The organism is Kitasatospora sp. NPDC057940 (assembly GCF_042887425.1).
Taxonomy (GTDB): Bacteria; Actinomycetota; Actinomycetes; order Streptomycetales; family Streptomycetaceae; genus Kitasatospora.
This window is the reverse complement of record NZ_JBHVPH010000003.1, coordinates 494,271-510,578: the sequence shown is the minus strand read 5'-3', so window position 1 is coordinate 510,578 and position 16,308 is coordinate 494,271. Positions and strand designations below refer to the sequence as shown.

Below are 16,308 nucleotides of genomic sequence, written 5' to 3'. Positions count from 1 at the left end.
GCTCACGAGCTCTTGATCCCGTTCCAGGCGGTGACCCACTGGGCGTACGCGGTGCAGTCGTCGCGGCCGCTGCCGTCGGCGCACTGCGCGGTGGGCGTGGTCCAGTAGTAGACGTCCTTCCACCAGTTCTCGTCGGTGGCGTGGTAGTCGGCGCAGAAGCCCGGCTTGTCGGTGATCTGCGCGCAGGCCTTGGAGTTGGCCGGGGCCTCGCCGAAGTACTCGGCGACCTGCGCGTTGGCCGACGGCGAGACGATGTAGTCCATCCACGCGTAGGCGCAGTTGGGGTGCTGGGCGTGCGCCGAGACCATCCAGGTATCGGACCAGCCGGTGGAACCCTCGACGGGCAGGACCGCCTGCGTCTTCACCCTGCCGTCGGCGGCGACCGCCTGCTGGATCACCTCCCAGGTGGTGCCGATCAGGGCGTCGCCGGAGTCGAACGCCGCCTGCTCCTTGGTGTAGTCGTTCCAGTAGGAGCCGATCTGCTTCTTCTGGACCTTGAGCAGCGCCACCGCGGCGTCCAGTTGGGAGGAGGTCAGGGCGTAGGGGTTCCTGATGCCGAGCTCGGGCTTGGTCCTCATCAGGTAGAGCGCGGCATCAGCGATGTAGATCGGACTGTCGTACGCGGTGAGGTGCCCGGCATAGGGCGAGTCCGGGGTGAAGACCGCACCCCAGGAGGTCGGCGCGGGGGTGACCTTGTCGGTGTTGTACATCAGCAGGTTGGCGCCGCGCCCGTGCGGGATCCCGTACGGCACGTCCTTGACCGAGTTCCACGGGCGGTTCTTCAACCCGGGGTAGATGTCGGCGTAGTTGGGGACGAGCGCGGTGTTGACCGGGGCGACGTCGCCGCCCGCGATCAGGCGCAGCGTCGCGTCACCGGAGGCCGAGACGGTGTCGTACTGGCCGGTCTTCATCAGCGCGACCATCTCGTCCGAGGTGCCCGCCACCTTGAGGTTCACCTTGCAGCCGGTCTGCCGGGTGAACGGGGTGACCCAGTCGACGGCCTTGTTGTCCTGCCCGTACTCGACGTAGCCGGCCCAGGCGACGATGTTGACGGTGCCCTCGCCCGGGCCGAGGGACTTCTGCGCGGGGATGTCCGGTGCGGTGAAGCCGCTGCCCGTGCCGCCGCTGCCGCCGGAGTTCGACGCGCACGCCACGGGCAGCAGCAGGGCGGCCGCGGCCGCCAGGGCGCTCAGGGGGCGGCGGCACAGGGTTCGGCGGTGTAGGGGGCGGGGGCGCGTGGTGCTCATGAACTCGATCGCTTTCGTCAAGGGTTGGGGGTCAGGAGTTGTCGAGGCGGACGGTGTGCTGTCGCCGCCAGGCCAGGAGGACGCTCGCCCCGCGGTGGCGGGAGACGTCGGCACCGGAGGCGTCGAGACCGGAGGCGCCGGTACTGGAGCCGTCGAGGCCGGAGACGTCGGTACCGGAGGCGTCGGGACCGGAGCCGTCGAGGCCGGAGCCGTCGAGGTTCTGCCGGACGGCCACCAGCCGGCCGCCCGCCGCCAGGTCGACCAGGAAGCGGGTCTGCGCGCCGGCGTAGACGACCTCGCCGATCGTCCCGGTGACGCCGTACTCGTCGGGCCCCGTCAGGTCGTCCGGCCGGGCGATGCGGATCTTCTCGGGGCGCACCGAATACGTCCCGGGCCGGCCGAAGACCTGCTCGGCGCAGGCGCCCCGGAGCAGGTTCGAGGTGCCGACGAAGCCCGCCACGAACGCGGTGGCCGGCCGCTCGTACACCTCGGCGGGAGTGCCGACCTGCTCGATCCGGCCGGCGTTGAGGACCGCGATCCGGTCGCTCATCGTGAGCGCCTCGTCCTGGTCGTGGGTGACGAGGACGAAGGTGATCCCGGCCTCGCGCTGGATCTGCTGGAGTTCGAGCTGCATCTCCAGCCGGAGCTTCAGGTCGAGGGCGCCGAGCGGCTCGTCGAGCAGCAGCACGGACGGGCGGTTGACCAGCGCCCGGGCCAGCGCGACCCGCTGGCGCTGCCCGCCGGAGAGTTCGGCCGGGCGCCGGTCACCGAAGGAGGGCAACCGCACGCTCGCCAGCGCCTCGGCCACCCGTGCGGCCCGCTCCGCCCGCGGCACCCGCTTGACCTTCAGCCCGTACTCGACGTTCTGCCACACCGACAGATGCGGAAAGAGGGCGTAATCCTGGAACACCGTGTTGACGTCGCGGTCGAACGCGGGCAAGCCGGTGACGTCGACCCCGCCCAGCAACACCCGGCCGGCGCTCGGCGCCTCGAAGCCCGCGATCATGCGCAGCACCGTCGTCTTGCCCGACCCGGACGGCCCGAGCATCGAGAAGAACTCGCCCGGCCTGACCTCCAGATCGATCCCGTCCACAGCGCTGACCACGCCGAACGCCTTGCTGACCCCGGACAACGCGACCGCACCGGGCACGGGCGGACGGCCGGCCGAGCGGCCCGACGCACCCTCCGGAGGGTTGGGGGAGGGGCTGGCGGATGGACTGGGAACTGGGCTGGATGTCATCCGCACCTCGGTCTCGCGATTTCTGCTGTCGGATCCGCGGGACTGCTGAATCCTCTGAATCTTCGACTGAAGCAGAAAAGCCACCGGCCCGGGTGGTGGCGGCGGCCCACCGGCCTCGGGCGCCGTCAGCGCGATGACGGTGGCGTGGCGGTGGCACGGCGGTGGCGTGCCGGTGACTGCCAGCCCGATGACGGCGAGGTCCGGCACCTTCGAGAGGTCAGGCCTTGCCTCTCCTCTCCTCGCCTCACGTTCTGTCGCCCGAACTCAAGTCCACGTCCAAGGAGCGCACATGACGATCGCCATCCGACCGGGAAGCACCGTGATGTTCACCGGCGACTCGATCACCGACTGCCAACGGCAGCAGAGCGAAGACGGCCTCGGGCACGGCTACCCGCTGCGCGTCGCGGGCGAGTGGGGACTACGGCACCCGGACCGGCCCGTGACCTGGCTGAACACCGGGAACGCGGGCGACAAGGTGATGAACCTTGAAGCCCGCTGGCACACCGACGTACTCGACGCCCGCCCGGACGTGCTGTCGATCCTCGTCGGAGTCAACGACATGGGTTGGCACACGCTGGACCCGGCGGGGCGCGTGATCCCCGCGGACGAGTTCGAAGCGGGCTACGACCGCCTGCTCGCGCCCCTCGCCGAGGCGGGCACGCAGCTGATCCTCATCGAGCCGTTCCTCCTGCCGATCCACGGCGTCATCGAGGCCGGCGCCGCCCTCATCGGAGAGCACCAACGGCAGCAGTGGCGCACCGACCTGGACCCCAAGATCCAGGCCGTGCGCAAGCTCGCCCGCACCTACGGCGCGCACCTGCTCGCCGCCGACGGCATGTTCGCCGAACTCGCCACCACGGCCGGCCCCGAGCACTGGTCCGAGGACGGCGTCCACCCGACGCCCGCCGGCCACGCCGCCCTCGCGGCAGCCTGGCTACGCCTGGTCGCCTGACCGGGCCCGCGCCCGCTCGCGCCCTGGTGATCGGGTGGGCGGGTGGTTCGGGGAGAGCCAATGAGCTCAGGGAAGCTCCTGGCGCACCAGCACGCGGGCGAACGGTTCCCCGGTAAGCCGGGCGTGTGCCATCCGCTCGCGCACCTCGCCGAGCGTGCGCGGCCGGTAGCCGGGGCCACCGCAGCAGCTCTTGTGGAACCGGACCCCCGCGTGCAGCAGCACGGAGAGGGTCCGCCAGCCGGCGGCGTCTCTCCGACGCGGAGCCGCGAAGGCCGAGCCGACGTGGATCAGCGCCTCGGTACAGCGCGGGCAGCGCCGTTCGTGCGTACCGAGGTAGCGCTGCTTGTACGAGGCCCGGCAGGGCAGACAGACGTACGAGGTCTTCGCGTGGGCCATGCGGCCAGACTATGCGTCGGCAGCAGTCGGGCCGACCGGATTTTCTCCCGTCCAGCACCGGGGGAGCGATGCCTCTGGCGATTCCTGGTGGTTCCTGGCGGCGCTCAGCTGCCGAAGACCTCCACCACGGGCCGGCGCAGGTCGTAGGCGGCCCAGCCCGGGTCCCCGGTGCCGGCGAACGCGACCCAGGCACCGTGGACCCGGGCCGCGAGCCCCGCCGGGGCGGGTTCGGGGCCGAGCAGCCCGGTGTCCCCGTGCAGCCACGGTTCGTCGGCGACGTCGAACACGAAGGGCAGTTCGACGGTGTGGGCGGCGCCGAGCCGCCCGCCCAGGGCCGTCGAGCGGTACCCGAACGAGTAGCGGTGCGTACGGCCGCCCGAGATCCGGGCGTGGGCCTGCGCCAGACGCGCCGTACCGGCCTCGAACAGGGCCTGCCCGAGTACGGCGGAGCGCAACTCGCCCGGTGTCGCGCCCGGCCGGGCCGAGCGGTGCGCGGCGAGGGCGGCCTCCGGGTCCGCGTGCACCCGGGCGGCGACGGCGAGCACGTCGGCGTCCGTGGTGGACTCCGGACCGCCCTGCGGGACGACGTAGAGGTGCCCCTCCTCGGTGTTGGTGCCGATGAGCAGGTCGACGTCGGCGGCCGGGCCGTCGGCGAGGGCGTCGGCGGGCTGCGTCGGCAGGACCAGGCTGAACGGGCTGAGCCCGGCCAGCGGGTCCGAAGCGGCGTCGGTCCGCAGGTCCAGGCCGGCCAGCGCGGGCAGGACCGCCACGAAACGCTCGTCCGGGACCAGGGCGAACGCCTCCACGGTCGGCTCGACGCCCAGCGCGCCCGCCACCGCGGCGGTGACCCGCTGCGCCTGCTCCGGCGTGAACGCGCCGCAGCCGTTGCCGCTCTGGACGATCGCCCGCCGGAACAGACCGGCGGCCGCCGGAGTCGCGAGCAGCGCACCGACGAGCGTGGCGCCCGCGGACTGGCCGAAGACCGTGACGTTCCCCGGGTCGCCACCGAAGGCCGCCACCGAGCCCCGCACCCACCTGAGCGCGGCGAGCACGTCGAGCAGCCCGCGGTTGGCCGGAGCACCCGCCAGCTCCAGGAACCCCGGCACGCCGAGGCGGTAGTTCACCGTCACGAGGACGACGCCGTCGCGGGCGAACGCGCCGCCGTCGTAGAGCGCCGCCCGGTTCGAGCCGGTGACGAACCCGCCGCCGTGCACGAAGACCATCACGGGGCGCCTGCGCCCGTCGGCGGCCGGCGTGTGGACGTCGACGGTCAGGTACTCCTCGCCGGGCACCCAGCCCGGCCCGAAGTAGGGGCTCATGTCGAGCCGGCCGAAGTCCCGGGCCGGCTGGGGAGCGGTCGGCGAGGGCCTGCTGCCGTCACGGACACCCGACCAGCCCGGGTGCGGCACGGGCGCGGCGAACCGGCCGGCACCGACCGGCGCCGCCGCGTACGGGAGGGAGCGGAAGCGCTCGCCGGACTCGTCACGGACGCCGCGCACGGCGCCCGCCGGGGTTTCGACGACCGGATCTGCCTGTCGGGGCACGGGGTGACTTCCTCTCTGGAAGGGAACGAAGGGGGACATCGATCGGGGGATCTCCGGACAGGACGCCAGGAGATCAGGACGCCGCGAGACAGGACCAGGAGATCAGGACGTCAGGAGATCCGGGAGAAACCCGCCCACTCCTTGACCGCGAACTTCGACCCGCTGCGCGCGACCTCCAGCGCCCCCCGGCCGCCGAAGTGCGCAGGGAGAACGAGCGCGTTGCTCTCGGCGGCGCGGCCGAGCAGCTTGCGCCGGGTCGCGCGGGACTCCGCCGGGTCCTCGCAGAAACAGGAATTGGTCTCCGGCTCCGCGATCTGCAACGCGGTGTGCACCAGGTCCCCGACGAACAGGGCCTGGTCGCCGCCGGACTCCAGGGTGAGCACGGACGAGCCAGGAGTGTGCCCGGGAGCGAGATCGAGCCGCAGATTCCCGTCGATCCGGTACGTCCCCTCCCACAGGTGTGCCAGCCCCGCCGCGTGGACCGGCGCGACGCTGTCCTCGAACACGTTCTGGTTCCCGCGGCCGAACACACTCTTGTGCCCGTTGGCCGGGTCCCAGAACTCGAAGTCCCGCCGGGGCATCAGATACGTGGCGTTCGGGAACGTCGGCACCCAGTCCCGGCCGTCCAGGCGGGTGTTCCAGCCCACGTGATCGATGTGCAGATGGGTGTTGACCACGACGTCGACGTCCTCGGGCCGCACCCCGGCGGCGGCGAGGTTGTCGAGGTAGCCGGTGTCCAGGCGACTCCACACCGGTGCGTAGGGGCGGTCCTTGTGGTTGCCCACGCCGGTGTCCACGAGGATCGTGCGCCCCTCGCTGCGCAGCAGCCAGGTCTGGATCGCCGTACGGCACTCGCCCGTCTCCGGGTCCCAGAAGTCGGGCACCAGCCAGTCGCGGTGCTCGTCCCACGAGCCGTCGGGGCTGTCCGGGAAGAACTGGACCGGCGCGAGCCCGGCCGAGCCGTAGAACTCCTTGACGCGGGTGACGGTGACGTCGCCCAGGGTGATCTGTTCGGGGTCCTGGCCCGTTTTCTGGTCCATGCTCTGATCCATGTGCTGATCCATGCTCTGGTTCACGTTCTGATCCATGCGGTCCGTCCTCGGGTCCGGGGTGCTCGGCCGAACGGGCGGCCGACTGAGACCGATCCTGGACACCCGGACGGGCACCAACCACTCCCGGCTTGTCCTACCCCTCGCAGGGTGTGGCAGGGAGCGGGCCGCCCACCGAATACTGGGGCGATGAACGGACCAGGCCCACTCGGTGCCTTCCTCCAAGCCCGTCGGGCGCAGCTGCGGCCCGAGGACGTCGGCCTGCGCGACCTCGGGCCCCGCAGACGGGTGGCCGGGCTCCGGCGCGAAGAACTGGCCCAACTCGCCGGCGTCAGCGTCTCCTACTACACCCGGCTGGAACAGGGCCTGTCCCGCGGGGCCTCCGCCGAGGTCCTCGACGCCATCGCCGGTGCCCTCCTGCTCGACACCCACGAGCGCGCCCACCTCGACCGGCTCGCCGACACCGCCCGCCACACGCCCCGGCCACGCCGCCCACGGCCCGAGAAACTCGCCGACGAAACCCGGGACCTCCTCCGCGCCGTCGACGGCGTCCCCGCGATCGTGCTCGGCCGCCGCACCGACGTCCTCGCCTGGAACACCCTCGGACACGCCCTGCTGGCCGGCCACCTCGACGTCCTCAGCCCGGACGACCCGGCCCGACGACCGAACATGAGCCGGATGCTCTTCCTCGACCTGCACTGCCGGGAGCTGTACGCGGACTGGGGACGCAAGGCGCGCGCGGTGGTCGGCAACCTGCGCATCGCCGTCGGCAGACATCCGGAGGACGTGCTGCTCGCGGGTCTGATCGGCGAACTGACCATGAAGAGCCCGGAGTTCGTCGCCCGGTGGGCAGACCACCGCGTGGTGCCGTGCGACGCCTCGTCCTACGAACTGCACCACCCCGTCATCGGCACGGTCACGGTGACCCAGCAGACCCTGTCCATCGCCCGCTCACCGGACCAGTCGCTCATCGTGTGCACCACCCCCGCCAACTCCCCCTCCGCGCAAGCCCTCACCCTCCTCCGCCAGGCAGCCGCCAGCCGGGCGCGGCACGCCTGGGGCGCTGGCGCTCCCCAGGCGTAGGCCGGGCAAGCGCCGCGGCCCCGTGCCCGCTGTTACGGCGCCGCCCCAGCCTCCGCTGCGCGGCGCGCGGCGGGGCTCGCAGTTCCCCGAACCACCAGCGATCCCCAAGCCGCCGGTACCGACGCGGCCAGGCAGACGCGGGCCCGCAGCGCCCGAACGATGCCAAGGGCACCAAGCGGACCTCGAAGGCGCGCAACGACCTGAAGCCCTCCCACGACCCGTGGCAGGAACTCACCAGCCACCGCCCTCATCTGCAGCAAGAGATACCATCAGGAAGCCGACGACCTCACATGAGCGCCGATCGTAGACAGAGCGGAGCAATCCCCGCGAGCGCGGGGCCGATTGATCGAGGCGGTGAACGCGGCAACCGACACTGGAGAAACCCCCCGCGAGCGCGGGGCCGATTTCTGCACGACCACCTGAGCGAACAGGCGCCCGGAGCAACCCCTGCGAGCGCGGGGCCGATGCCGACGGTCGCTGCCGCGTCCATGAGCTGCCGGAGCAACCCCCGCGAGCGCGGGGCCGATCGGCGGGCACGGCGGGCCCTCCTCTCGGACGGGGAGCAATCCCCGCGAGCGCGGGGCCGATACTTCCTGACCTGCGGTGATTAGCGGGCGAGGGGCCTGATTGATTCAGTTCGATCGGTAGAGGCGCCGTCGAACAGCCGATGCGTCGCTGCCATCTCTCCTTGCCCCAGGGCTGGTTGTCAGTGTCGTTGCCTACGCTCTCGAAGCGTACTCGCGCGTGGAGGTCAAGACGATGGTTGAGGATTGTTGGCAAGGAAGATGATGCGAAAACAGAACCGCGACAGCCGACCGGCTCGCGGTAGCCCCCCTCGGGGAGCCAAGCGGCATGGCCCTGTGACGGCCTCTCGGAGGCCGCCGGGCAGGGCCCCGGCGCCTCCGAGGGGCGAGGTCAGTGGTCGATCGAGTCGATCAGCTCGCGGGCGCCGTTGCGGATCAAGGTGGCGGCGACCCCCACGCCGAGCGCTTCCGGGCTGAGCTGGCCGGCTGATTGGCGGGCTTCCAGCACGGTGGCGCCGTCCGGGGAGAAGACCATCGCGCGAAGGCCCAGGTGCCCGTCCTCGAAGGCGCGGGCGAACCCGGCGATCGGGCTGTTGCAGTGCCCGCGCAGGGCGTTGAGCAGGGCCCGCTCGGCGGTGATTTCCCGCGTCGTGGCGCGGTCGCCGAGTGGGGTGAGGAGGTCGATCAGGTCGGCGTCATCCTCGCGGCACTGCAAGCCGAGCACGGCCGCCCCCCAGTGGCGGGCACATCTGCTCGACGGTCAGGACCTCGCTGACCCGGTGTTGTTCACCGATGCGCTCCAGCCCGGAGGCGGCCAGCACCAGGGCATCGACCTCCCCAGCGTCCAGGACCGCCAGCCGCAGGTTCGCCGTCCCCCTGATCGGCACCAGGTCCAGGTGGGGGTGGCTGCGGGTGAGCTGGGCGACACGCCGTACCGCCGAGGTGGCGACCCGGGTGCCGGGCGGCAGCTGGTCGAGGGTGAGGCCGCCCGGGTGGATCAGGGCGTCACGGATGTTCGCCCGCTTGGGGTGGGCCGCGAAGACGGTGCCCGGGGTGACCAGCGGGTCGCCTGCTACGTCCTTCATACAGTGCACCGCGAGGTCGCACACCCCGCTCAGCAGGGCTTCCTCGATGTCGCCGGTGAAGGCGCCCTTGTCGTGCAGTTCGGCCTGTTCGCCGGGCTCGCGGTCGCCGGCCGCGACGAACGGCACCAGCTTGGTGGTCACGTCGGGGTGGAGTGCGGCCAGGTCGGCCCGGACGCTTGCAACCTGGGCTAGCGACATGGCCGAGGCGCGGGCGCCGATGCGGATCGTGCGGCGGGTGGACGGCATTCGATCTCTCCAATCACGACTCCGACAAACCGTCGGAAAAAGGTAGGCCCGTGTTCGAGTAGCATGCGGTCAACATCTCTTCAGGTGCCGGGAGTTCGGGAATGCGGACGCTGATTGTCGGATCGCGGGCCAGTCACCTCGCGCGAGCGCAGGTCAGGGAGTTCCTGGCGCCGTTGCGGGACCGCTTCCCCGACGTCGAGTTCCGGCACCAGGTGATCCTTGAAGGCGGTGACCGGGACCGGAAGACGGCCCTGTCGCAGGTGTCGGCCCACTCGGGCGGCTCCGCGTTCTCCACCGAGCAGGAAGCCGCGCTGGTCCGGGGCGAGGTGGACGTGATCGTCCACTCGTTGAAAGACCTGCCGACCAGCAACCCGCCCGGCCTGGTGCTGCTGCCCCCGCCTGGCCGTGAGGACGTGCGGGATGCGTTGTGCGGCTCGACGCTGGCCGACCTGCCGCAGGGTGGCCGGGTCGGCACGTCGGCGGCCCGTCGGATCGCCCAGCTGCTGCACGTCCGCCCGGACCTGGTCTTCGTGCCGATCCGCGGAAACGTGCCGCCCCGGCTGAACAAGCTCAAGACGATGAACCTCGACGGCGTCGTTCTGGCGGCGGCCGGGTTGGTGCGACTCGGCTTGGACGGCGCGATCGGCGAGTTGCTGCCGCTTGACCAGTTCCCCCCGAGCCCCGGTCAGGGGGCGCTCGGGATCCAGATCCGCGAGGACAACGAGCTGGCCCGCGAAATTCTGGCCGACACCGGCGACCTGGTAGTGGACGCGGAGGTTCGGGCCGAGCGGGCAATGCTCGGCGAACTGCACGGCGGGTGCTCGGTTCCGGTCGGCGCCTACGCGAAGGCCGCCGGCGACACGCTGTCGCTGCACGCGCAGGTCACCTCCCTGGACGGGACGAACCAGGTCAAGGCCAGCTTCTCCGGCCCCGTCTCGGAGCCGGAGAAGCTGGGCATCCAGGTGGCCGGCCTTCTCCTGGACCAGGGCGCCGAGGCGATCCTGTCGGAGATCCGCCCGGCCGCTCAGCCGGCCAGCAGCCGCGCGAGGTCAGCAGCGGCATAGGTGATGATCCGCTCGGCACCCGAGCGCTTGAGCATCATGAACAGCTCCAGCAGCGGGCGGAAGTCCCGCCGCCCGGTGCCCGGATCGAGCGGGGCGAGCCGGGTGTACTCGCCGGAGACGGAGAACGGCATCAGCGGCGCCGCGGTCTTCTGCTTGAGGGCGGTGAGCACATCCACCGAGAGCATCCCTGGTTCCAGCAGCAGCATGTCGGCCCCCTCGCCGACGAAAGCCAGACCGGTGTCTACCGCGGTTTCCGGTTGGCGCGGGCTGATCTGGAACGGTCGGTGGGCACCGGAGGCCGGGGTGGCCCGCATGGTGGCCCGGTAGCCCTCGTAGAGGGCGGAGTCGAAGATCAGATGGGGCATGGTCGCCACGTCGCGGTGGCCGTTCTCGTCCAGGGCTTGGCGCACGCAGGAGGTGGTGCCCCGGACCATCGCGGCCGGTCCCACGATGTCGGCGCCGGCCTCGGCCTGGATGACGGCCTGGGCGGCGATCATCGCTGCTGTGCGGTCCAGGTCGATCCGGCCAGCGCTGGTCAGGTGGCATTCGCCGGTGTCGGTGTGGCCGCACAGACAGTTCTCGGTCATCACCGCGATGCCCGGCTCGGCGTCCTTTGCGGCGTGGATGGCCCGCACCATCAGGCTGTCGGGTGCGACGGCGCCGGACGCCTCGGCGTCGCGATGCAGGCTGTTGGCGAACACCTTCACCGAGCGGACGCCCAGGGAGGCCAGGTCACGCACCGTCTGCGGGATCTCGGTGACCGTGACGGTCGGCATCGGCCGGTCGGCGTCCTCGCTGTCCTCGCGGACCAGTAGGACCATCGACAGGTCGGCCGCCGTGAGCGAGGGGCCCTCCAGGAAGCTGCGGACGGCCGCCCGGCCGTGCAACCGGGCGGGGTCCGTGATCGCTGTGCTGTGCTGGGTGGTGGTCATGTCGTCCTCTCGATCATGGCTGTGGGCAAGGGCGTCAGCGGGTGCCGGTGCCGGTGGCGGCCAGGGCGGGCGGGTGAATCGGCGGGCGGCGGTGGCCCGATAGGCGGCGGGCCACTGCGCGGGCCGCCCTGCGGGGGCGGACGAGGAGCTGGCGGCGGGTGAGCGGCTGCTCGGGCAGGGCCACCTCGGCCCAGACCTTCTTGCCGCGTACGGTGTGCTCGGCCCCGTGGGCGAGGGCCAGGCGCTCGACCAGGAAGATGCCCCGGCCGGCCTCCGCGTCCGGGCCCGAGACCTGGTGGCGGGGCAGGGCCCGCGAGCCGTCGTAGACCTCGATGATCAGGCGGCGCAGGTCGAGGTTGGCGTGCACTCCGATGGTGAGCATCGCTCCGCTGGTGTGCCGCACCGCGTTGGTGACGAGTTCCGAGATCACGGTGTCCAGGGCCAGGCGGCTGTCGTTGTCCGTGCGGACCCCCCACTGTTTGATCAGCCGGCCGAGCCGCTGGCGGCTCATGGGGACGGAGACGGGATCGCAGACCAGGAAGAAGCTGCTGTTGCACACGCGCATGTCGAAGGAACCCTTCGGGGCGTCAGGCCGGAGCTGGGGGCTTGGGGGTGCCGTGCGGAGGGAAGGGCCTGATCTCGCCCGATCTCTACTCGGCTGGTACACAGTCAACTACAGTCCGTAGTGGTGCCGGTGGTGCCAGCAGGGGGTGCATTTCTCGCACGGGGGGCCGCTTTGGGGGGCCAGGATTGGGCACCAGTCAGTCAAAGGCTTGGGGGACGGGCATGATGGCACCAGACGGCATCGGCGCCGTGCTGAGGCGGATCCGGGAGACCGCCGAACTCACCCGCGACGAGCAGGCCCTGCTCTTACAGGACGCTCAAGGCGGCACGTGGTTCGACCCGGAGAACCTGAAGCGCTGGGAGACCGAGCGACGTCTGCCCACCCCGAGGTGGCACCAGCTGCTGGCCGACGGGTACGGGCTCTCGGTGGAGGAGGTCACCCGAGCAGTGGCCACCTCGCGGCGCTGGCGCAGGCTCCACCAGCAGCCGGTCGAAGACGAAGGAGAGGAGGGTACGGCGGTGAATCGACGACAGTTTCTCGGCGCGGCGGCACTGGCGACAGGTGTCGCCGCGCTGCCCGGCATCGCGGAGGCGCGAGAGGGGATCGACGCCGGACTGTCCGGCTCCGACGCTGGCGACCTCGCCTACCTCGACGGGGCGTTCGAACGCCACCGCGGCGGCTACCACGGTCGGGCGCCCGGGGCCGTGCTGACACAGATGCGCCAGGACCTCGGTCTCCTGCAAGACGTCCTCAGCCGCCCGCACCCCGCCGGCACCCGTACCGACCTGGCCCGCACCGCGGCTGGGATCACCGGACTGGTTGCGATCATCCAGCACGACCGGGGTGACCAGCGCGACTCCCACGGCTGGTTCGCCACCGCCGAGAAGGCCGCCCGCGAGTCCGGTGATCGGCACATGCTGGCCTGGATCCTGGCCCGGCACGCGATGGTCCCGCTGAACTACGGCGCCCCGAACGCTGCCGCGAACCTGGCTATCTGCGCTCGTCGAGAGGCAGGCCGAACCCCCACGGCCGCCGCAGCTCTGGCCGCCGCCGTCACCGCGCGCGCCCTGGCCTCCATCGGTGACCACCGAGGGGCCCTTCGCGCGGTCTCGGACGCCCGTAACATCGCCGAACACCTAAACTCCGCGCAGGCCGCCGACACCTGGTTCGGCTACCCGCTCCAGAAGCACCACGTCCACCTGTCCCAGGCGTTCACGCTGATGGGCCGCACCCGCGAGGCGAACGCCGAACAGGAGGCAGCCCTCGCCCTCACCAAATCGCCGTCCGTCATGACCCGGGCCCTGCTGACCATGGACGCCGCGACCTGCCTGAGCATGGACGGCGACCCGGCCGCCGCCGCTGACATGGCCGTTGGGGTCTGGCAGCAGCTGCCAGCAGCGTTCCGGGACGGGCTGGTCCGGTCCCGCGCCGAGGCCCTTCACCGCACCCTCGCCGGCCTCGCCCACGACCGACTCGGCGAAGCTCTCGCCAGCTGACCGACCCGGATCCGGTGGGGGCGGGCGCCGGAGGAGCCCCCACCGGGGCTCCCGCGCGGCCGGAAGCCCAACACCTCCGATGGAAGGACACTCGCGCCACCGTTCGGCCAGACGCAGCGAAACGGGCGCGGCACCGCCGCATCGGCCGAAGGCCGATGCACCACCTGCGGCCGGCAGCTGAGAGGACGCCAGCCGCACACCGTGTGAGAGATGCTGGCCGACCCCAAGAACAGCCGCTCCGCATCCCCCGGTTCGCAGGTCTCAGCCCAACCGCTCGCCAGCCGGGTCATCATGACTGCATGCAAGTTGAAGCGATATCAGCGCTTGCAGCATCAGGGGCCGCGATCCTCGGGGTGCCCGCTGCCTTGATCGTCGGCCTGCGGCAGACTCGCGCTGCCGGACTGCCGAGGTCGCCTCGCAGGCGGCCCACGATGAATGGCGCGGCAACACGCGACGAGAAGCCGCGATCACGTTCGTCCTTGCGGGGGAACAGCAGCTGGAGACGATCAGGGTTCTTAAGATCGCTGAGAAGACATTTGATTTGGACGAGGTCGCGCAAATTTGGCGGGAGCTGCTGAATGCTCTGGCTCTGGTGCGGATCGAGGGTCCGGAACCGTTCTCAGCGAAGGCTTCCCAAGCCTGGAAGACCTTGAACTCGGTCGCGCTCGACGTGGTTAGCGCCCATAGGCGTCTAACTCCCGTGCTGTTATTGCGATCTGCGGCCGACCAGGGAGACTAAGCCGCGAAGATGGTCCTGAAAGAAATCAACCGCCCTCGGGAAAATCCCGTGCCCGCAGCAGTCTGGGCGGCACTGAGGGAGAACCAGCTGTTCTCTCCTAAAGAGAACCTCAGCGCTGGCTCGGCGTGCTAGGTGGGACGGCCCTGGACCGCGGCCGGTGGTCTCCTTTGGCGACTCGTAGGCCCAGTTCCGCAGGGAACTTTTTGAATTCAGCGACTCAATTCGCGAACAGTTTGACGCGCCCACGCCTATTTTGTCGTCTCGTTGGGCCAGCATCATCCGGCGAAGGAGTGAGCACCGCGAACTGCTGTGGTCGTCTGAGTGGGAGGCCGCGGAGCAACCCCCGCGAGCGCGGGGCCGACCCCCCGACGGCGAGCGCATCGACGTCGACGCGGAACAACCCCGCGAGCGCGGGGCCGACTGAGTCGATTGGTTCGAAAAGGGTCCCGATGTGGAGCAACCCCCACGAGCGCGGGGCCGATATGCCGATGCCAGCGATCGCCGCCAGCCAGATCGGGCAACCCCCGCGAGCGCGGGGCCGATCCGGCCGCGGCGCCCCCCTCGGCCATGGCGTCGGGGCAACCCCCGCGAGCGCGGGGCCGATCGCGGAGCAGCATTCGGGGCTGATCCTTCCCAGGGGCAAACCCCTGCGAGCGCGGGGCCGATTCCGCCTTCTCTGGCTTCTCAACCCCCTCCACAGGGCAACCCCCGCGAGCGCGGGGCCGATGAACACGACAAGCTCGCCGCCGAGGCTGCGAAGGGGCAACCCCCGCGAGCGCGGGGCCGATTCTCAGAGACCAGAGGACTCCAGCATGCCCGAGGGGCAACCCCCGCGAGCGCGGGGCCGATGCGACCCTGATCGGCGTGATCATCCTCGTCGCGGGGCAACCCCCGCGAGCGCGGGGCCGATTACCTCATCAGCCCGCGTACCGGCCCCGCTCTGGGGCAACCCCCGCGAGCGCGGGGCCGATGAGCGCACGCCGCGGACGTGTGGGCACGGGTGAGGGCAACCCCCGCGAGCGCGGGGCCGATTCCACCGCCGACGTCCGCTCCTACTGCGAGGCGGGGCAACCCCCGCGAGCGCGGGGCCGATCGCGCCGATGAAGCGCACGTCCGTGCCGTGGCCGGGCAACCCCCGCGAGCGCGGGGCCGATTCGAGGTCCTGGATGCTGGCCTGCCGCTGGCGAGGGTAACCCCCGCGAGCGCGGGGCCGATCTTCGTCGCCTTGGCCCTGGTGGTGGCCCTCGGGGGCAACCCCCGCGAGCGCGGGGCCGATGCTGTGACGGTGGCGCCGTCGTACCCGGCCCCGGGGCAACCCCCGCGAGCGCGGGGCCGATGTCAACTTCTTCCTCTACCGTGGCGACATCACGGGGCAACCCCCGCGAGCGCGGGGCCGATCGTCGGTCACCTTGTGGTCACCCGGCGCCTCGGGGGCAACCCCCGCGAGCGCGGGGCCGATACGTCAACACGATGTCGGCGCTGTCCACGATCTGGGCAACCCCCGCGAGCGCGGGGCCGATTTGGCCTGGCCAGCAGGGCCAAAGTCGAGAGCGGGGCAACCCCCGCGAGCGCGGGGCCGATGCGACCGCCTTGCGGCGCTTGAGCAGCTGGCGGGGGCAACCCCCGCGAGCGCGGGGCCGATCCGGACACCTACGCGGCGGCGAGCTGCTTGCGGGGGCAACCCCCGCGAGCGCGGGGCCGATTCGACCAGGTCCAGGCCGAACGGCCGGTCCTCGGGGCAACCCCCGCGAGCGCGGGGCCGATTCAACCGCCGCCTCGCTCGCGACCGCGCCCAGGGGGCAACCCCCGCGAGCGCGGGGCCGATATCCGGTAGCGGCGGCGATGGTGAGCATGCCGGGGGCAACCCCCGCGAGCGCGGGGCCGATCCGGCCGGAGCCGGGCGCGGCTGCTACAGCCGGGGGCAACCCCCGCGAGCGCGGGGCCGATTTCCCGACCGTGCCGCCGACCCAGCCCATCGCGGGGCAACCCCCGCGAGCGCGGGGCCGATAGGGCGGTGAGGGAGGCACCTTCGAGGTAGCGGGGGCAACCCCCGCGAGCGCGGGGCCGATTACTGCTTCTTCGCGTCCGCCGCTCCGGAGCCGGGGCAACCCCCGCGAGCGCGGGGCCGATTGGCCACCGGGGCCTG

11 protein-coding genes, 1 pseudogene and 1 CRISPR repeat array (1 of these 13 cut by a window edge) are annotated in these 16,308 nt (G+C 71.6%); of the genes and pseudogenes, 4 read left to right on the top strand and 8 right to left on the bottom strand.

Going from position 1 to position 16,308, the window contains the following annotated elements:
* Positions 1 to 2: 2 nt before the first annotated feature.
* Together ACFVTF_RS08060 and ACFVTF_RS08055 are read right to left on the bottom strand one after the other, a co-directional pair.
* Entirely contained in the window at positions 3 to 1,247 is a 1,245-nt protein-coding gene (locus tag ACFVTF_RS08060; RefSeq protein ID WP_387810675.1) for an ABC transporter substrate-binding protein, read from the bottom strand.
* A gap of 31 nt (positions 1,248 to 1,278) precedes the next feature.
* Positions 1,279 to 2,352, bottom strand: a complete 1,074-nt coding sequence (locus tag ACFVTF_RS08055; protein WP_387810672.1) for an ABC transporter ATP-binding protein — start codon at positions 2,350 to 2,352, stop codon at positions 1,279 to 1,281.
* A 424-nt stretch (positions 2,353 to 2,776) separates the two neighbouring features.
* On the opposite strand from ACFVTF_RS08055, the gene ACFVTF_RS08050 reads away from it, so the two are divergent.
* Positions 2,777 to 3,439, top strand: a complete 663-nt coding sequence (locus ACFVTF_RS08050; protein ID WP_387810670.1) for a GDSL-type esterase/lipase family protein — start codon at positions 2,777 to 2,779, stop codon at positions 3,437 to 3,439.
* A 66-nt stretch (positions 3,440 to 3,505) separates the two neighbouring features.
* On the opposite strand, the gene ACFVTF_RS08045 is transcribed toward ACFVTF_RS08050, so the two are convergent.
* From ACFVTF_RS08045 to ACFVTF_RS08035, 3 genes are all read right to left on the bottom strand, one after another.
* Entirely contained in the window at positions 3,506 to 3,835 is a 330-nt protein-coding gene (locus ACFVTF_RS08045) for a deoxyxylulose-5-phosphate synthase (protein WP_387810667.1), read from the bottom strand.
* Between the two features lie 104 nt (positions 3,836 to 3,939).
* Positions 3,940 to 5,379 carry a carboxylesterase/lipase family protein gene (locus tag ACFVTF_RS08040; protein ID WP_387810664.1) on the bottom strand — a complete coding sequence of 480 codons (1,440 nt, stop codon included), beginning with the start codon at positions 5,377 to 5,379 and terminating at the stop codon, positions 3,940 to 3,942.
* A gap of 110 nt (positions 5,380 to 5,489) precedes the next feature.
* Positions 5,490 to 6,419 carry an MBL fold metallo-hydrolase gene (locus ACFVTF_RS08035; protein ID WP_387810661.1) on the bottom strand — a complete coding sequence of 310 codons (930 nt, stop codon included), beginning with the start codon at positions 6,417 to 6,419 and terminating at the stop codon, positions 5,490 to 5,492.
* A gap of 198 nt (positions 6,420 to 6,617) precedes the next feature.
* Between ACFVTF_RS08035 and ACFVTF_RS08030 the strand changes: the two genes are divergently transcribed.
* A complete protein-coding gene (locus ACFVTF_RS08030) occupies positions 6,618 to 7,511 on the top strand; it encodes a helix-turn-helix domain-containing protein (RefSeq protein WP_387810659.1) in 894 nt (297 codons plus the stop codon).
* A 915-nt stretch (positions 7,512 to 8,426) separates the two neighbouring features.
* Here the strand turns inward: ACFVTF_RS08030 and hemC (ACFVTF_RS08025) are convergent.
* Positions 8,427 to 9,366 (bottom strand): annotated as a pseudogene (gene hemC, locus ACFVTF_RS08025) (hydroxymethylbilane synthase).
* 101 nt (positions 9,367 to 9,467) lie between these two features.
* On the opposite strand from hemC (ACFVTF_RS08025), the gene hemC (ACFVTF_RS08020) reads away from it, so the two are divergent.
* Positions 9,468 to 10,430: a hydroxymethylbilane synthase gene (gene hemC / locus ACFVTF_RS08020; RefSeq protein WP_387810656.1), complete on the top strand. Its 963-nt coding sequence runs from the start codon at positions 9,468 to 9,470 to the stop codon at positions 10,428 to 10,430.
* On the opposite strand, the gene ACFVTF_RS08015 is transcribed toward hemC (ACFVTF_RS08020), so the two are convergent.
* Both ACFVTF_RS08015 and ACFVTF_RS08010 read right to left on the bottom strand, forming a co-directional pair.
* On the bottom strand, positions 10,391 to 11,362 hold the full coding sequence (locus tag ACFVTF_RS08015) for a hypothetical protein (protein WP_387810654.1): 972 nt from the start codon (positions 11,360 to 11,362) through the stop codon (positions 10,391 to 10,393). The two genes, hemC (ACFVTF_RS08020) and ACFVTF_RS08015, sit on opposite strands and share 40 nt — an antisense overlap.
* 34 nt (positions 11,363 to 11,396) lie before the next feature.
* On the bottom strand, positions 11,397 to 11,927 hold the full coding sequence (locus tag ACFVTF_RS08010; RefSeq protein ID WP_387810651.1) for an ATP-binding protein: 531 nt from the start codon (positions 11,925 to 11,927) through the stop codon (positions 11,397 to 11,399).
* Between the two features lie 221 nt (positions 11,928 to 12,148).
* On the opposite strand from ACFVTF_RS08010, the gene ACFVTF_RS08005 reads away from it, so the two are divergent.
* Positions 12,149 to 13,423, top strand: coding sequence for a helix-turn-helix domain-containing protein (locus tag ACFVTF_RS08005; RefSeq protein ID WP_387810648.1), 1,275 nt, complete (start codon positions 12,149 to 12,151; stop codon positions 13,421 to 13,423).
* 1,072 nt (positions 13,424 to 14,495) lie between these two features.
* A CRISPR array of direct repeats spans positions 14,496 to 16,308; the repeat unit is 28 nt; unit sequence GGGCAACCCCCGCGAGCGCGGGGCCGAT; it runs 411 nt beyond the window's last position.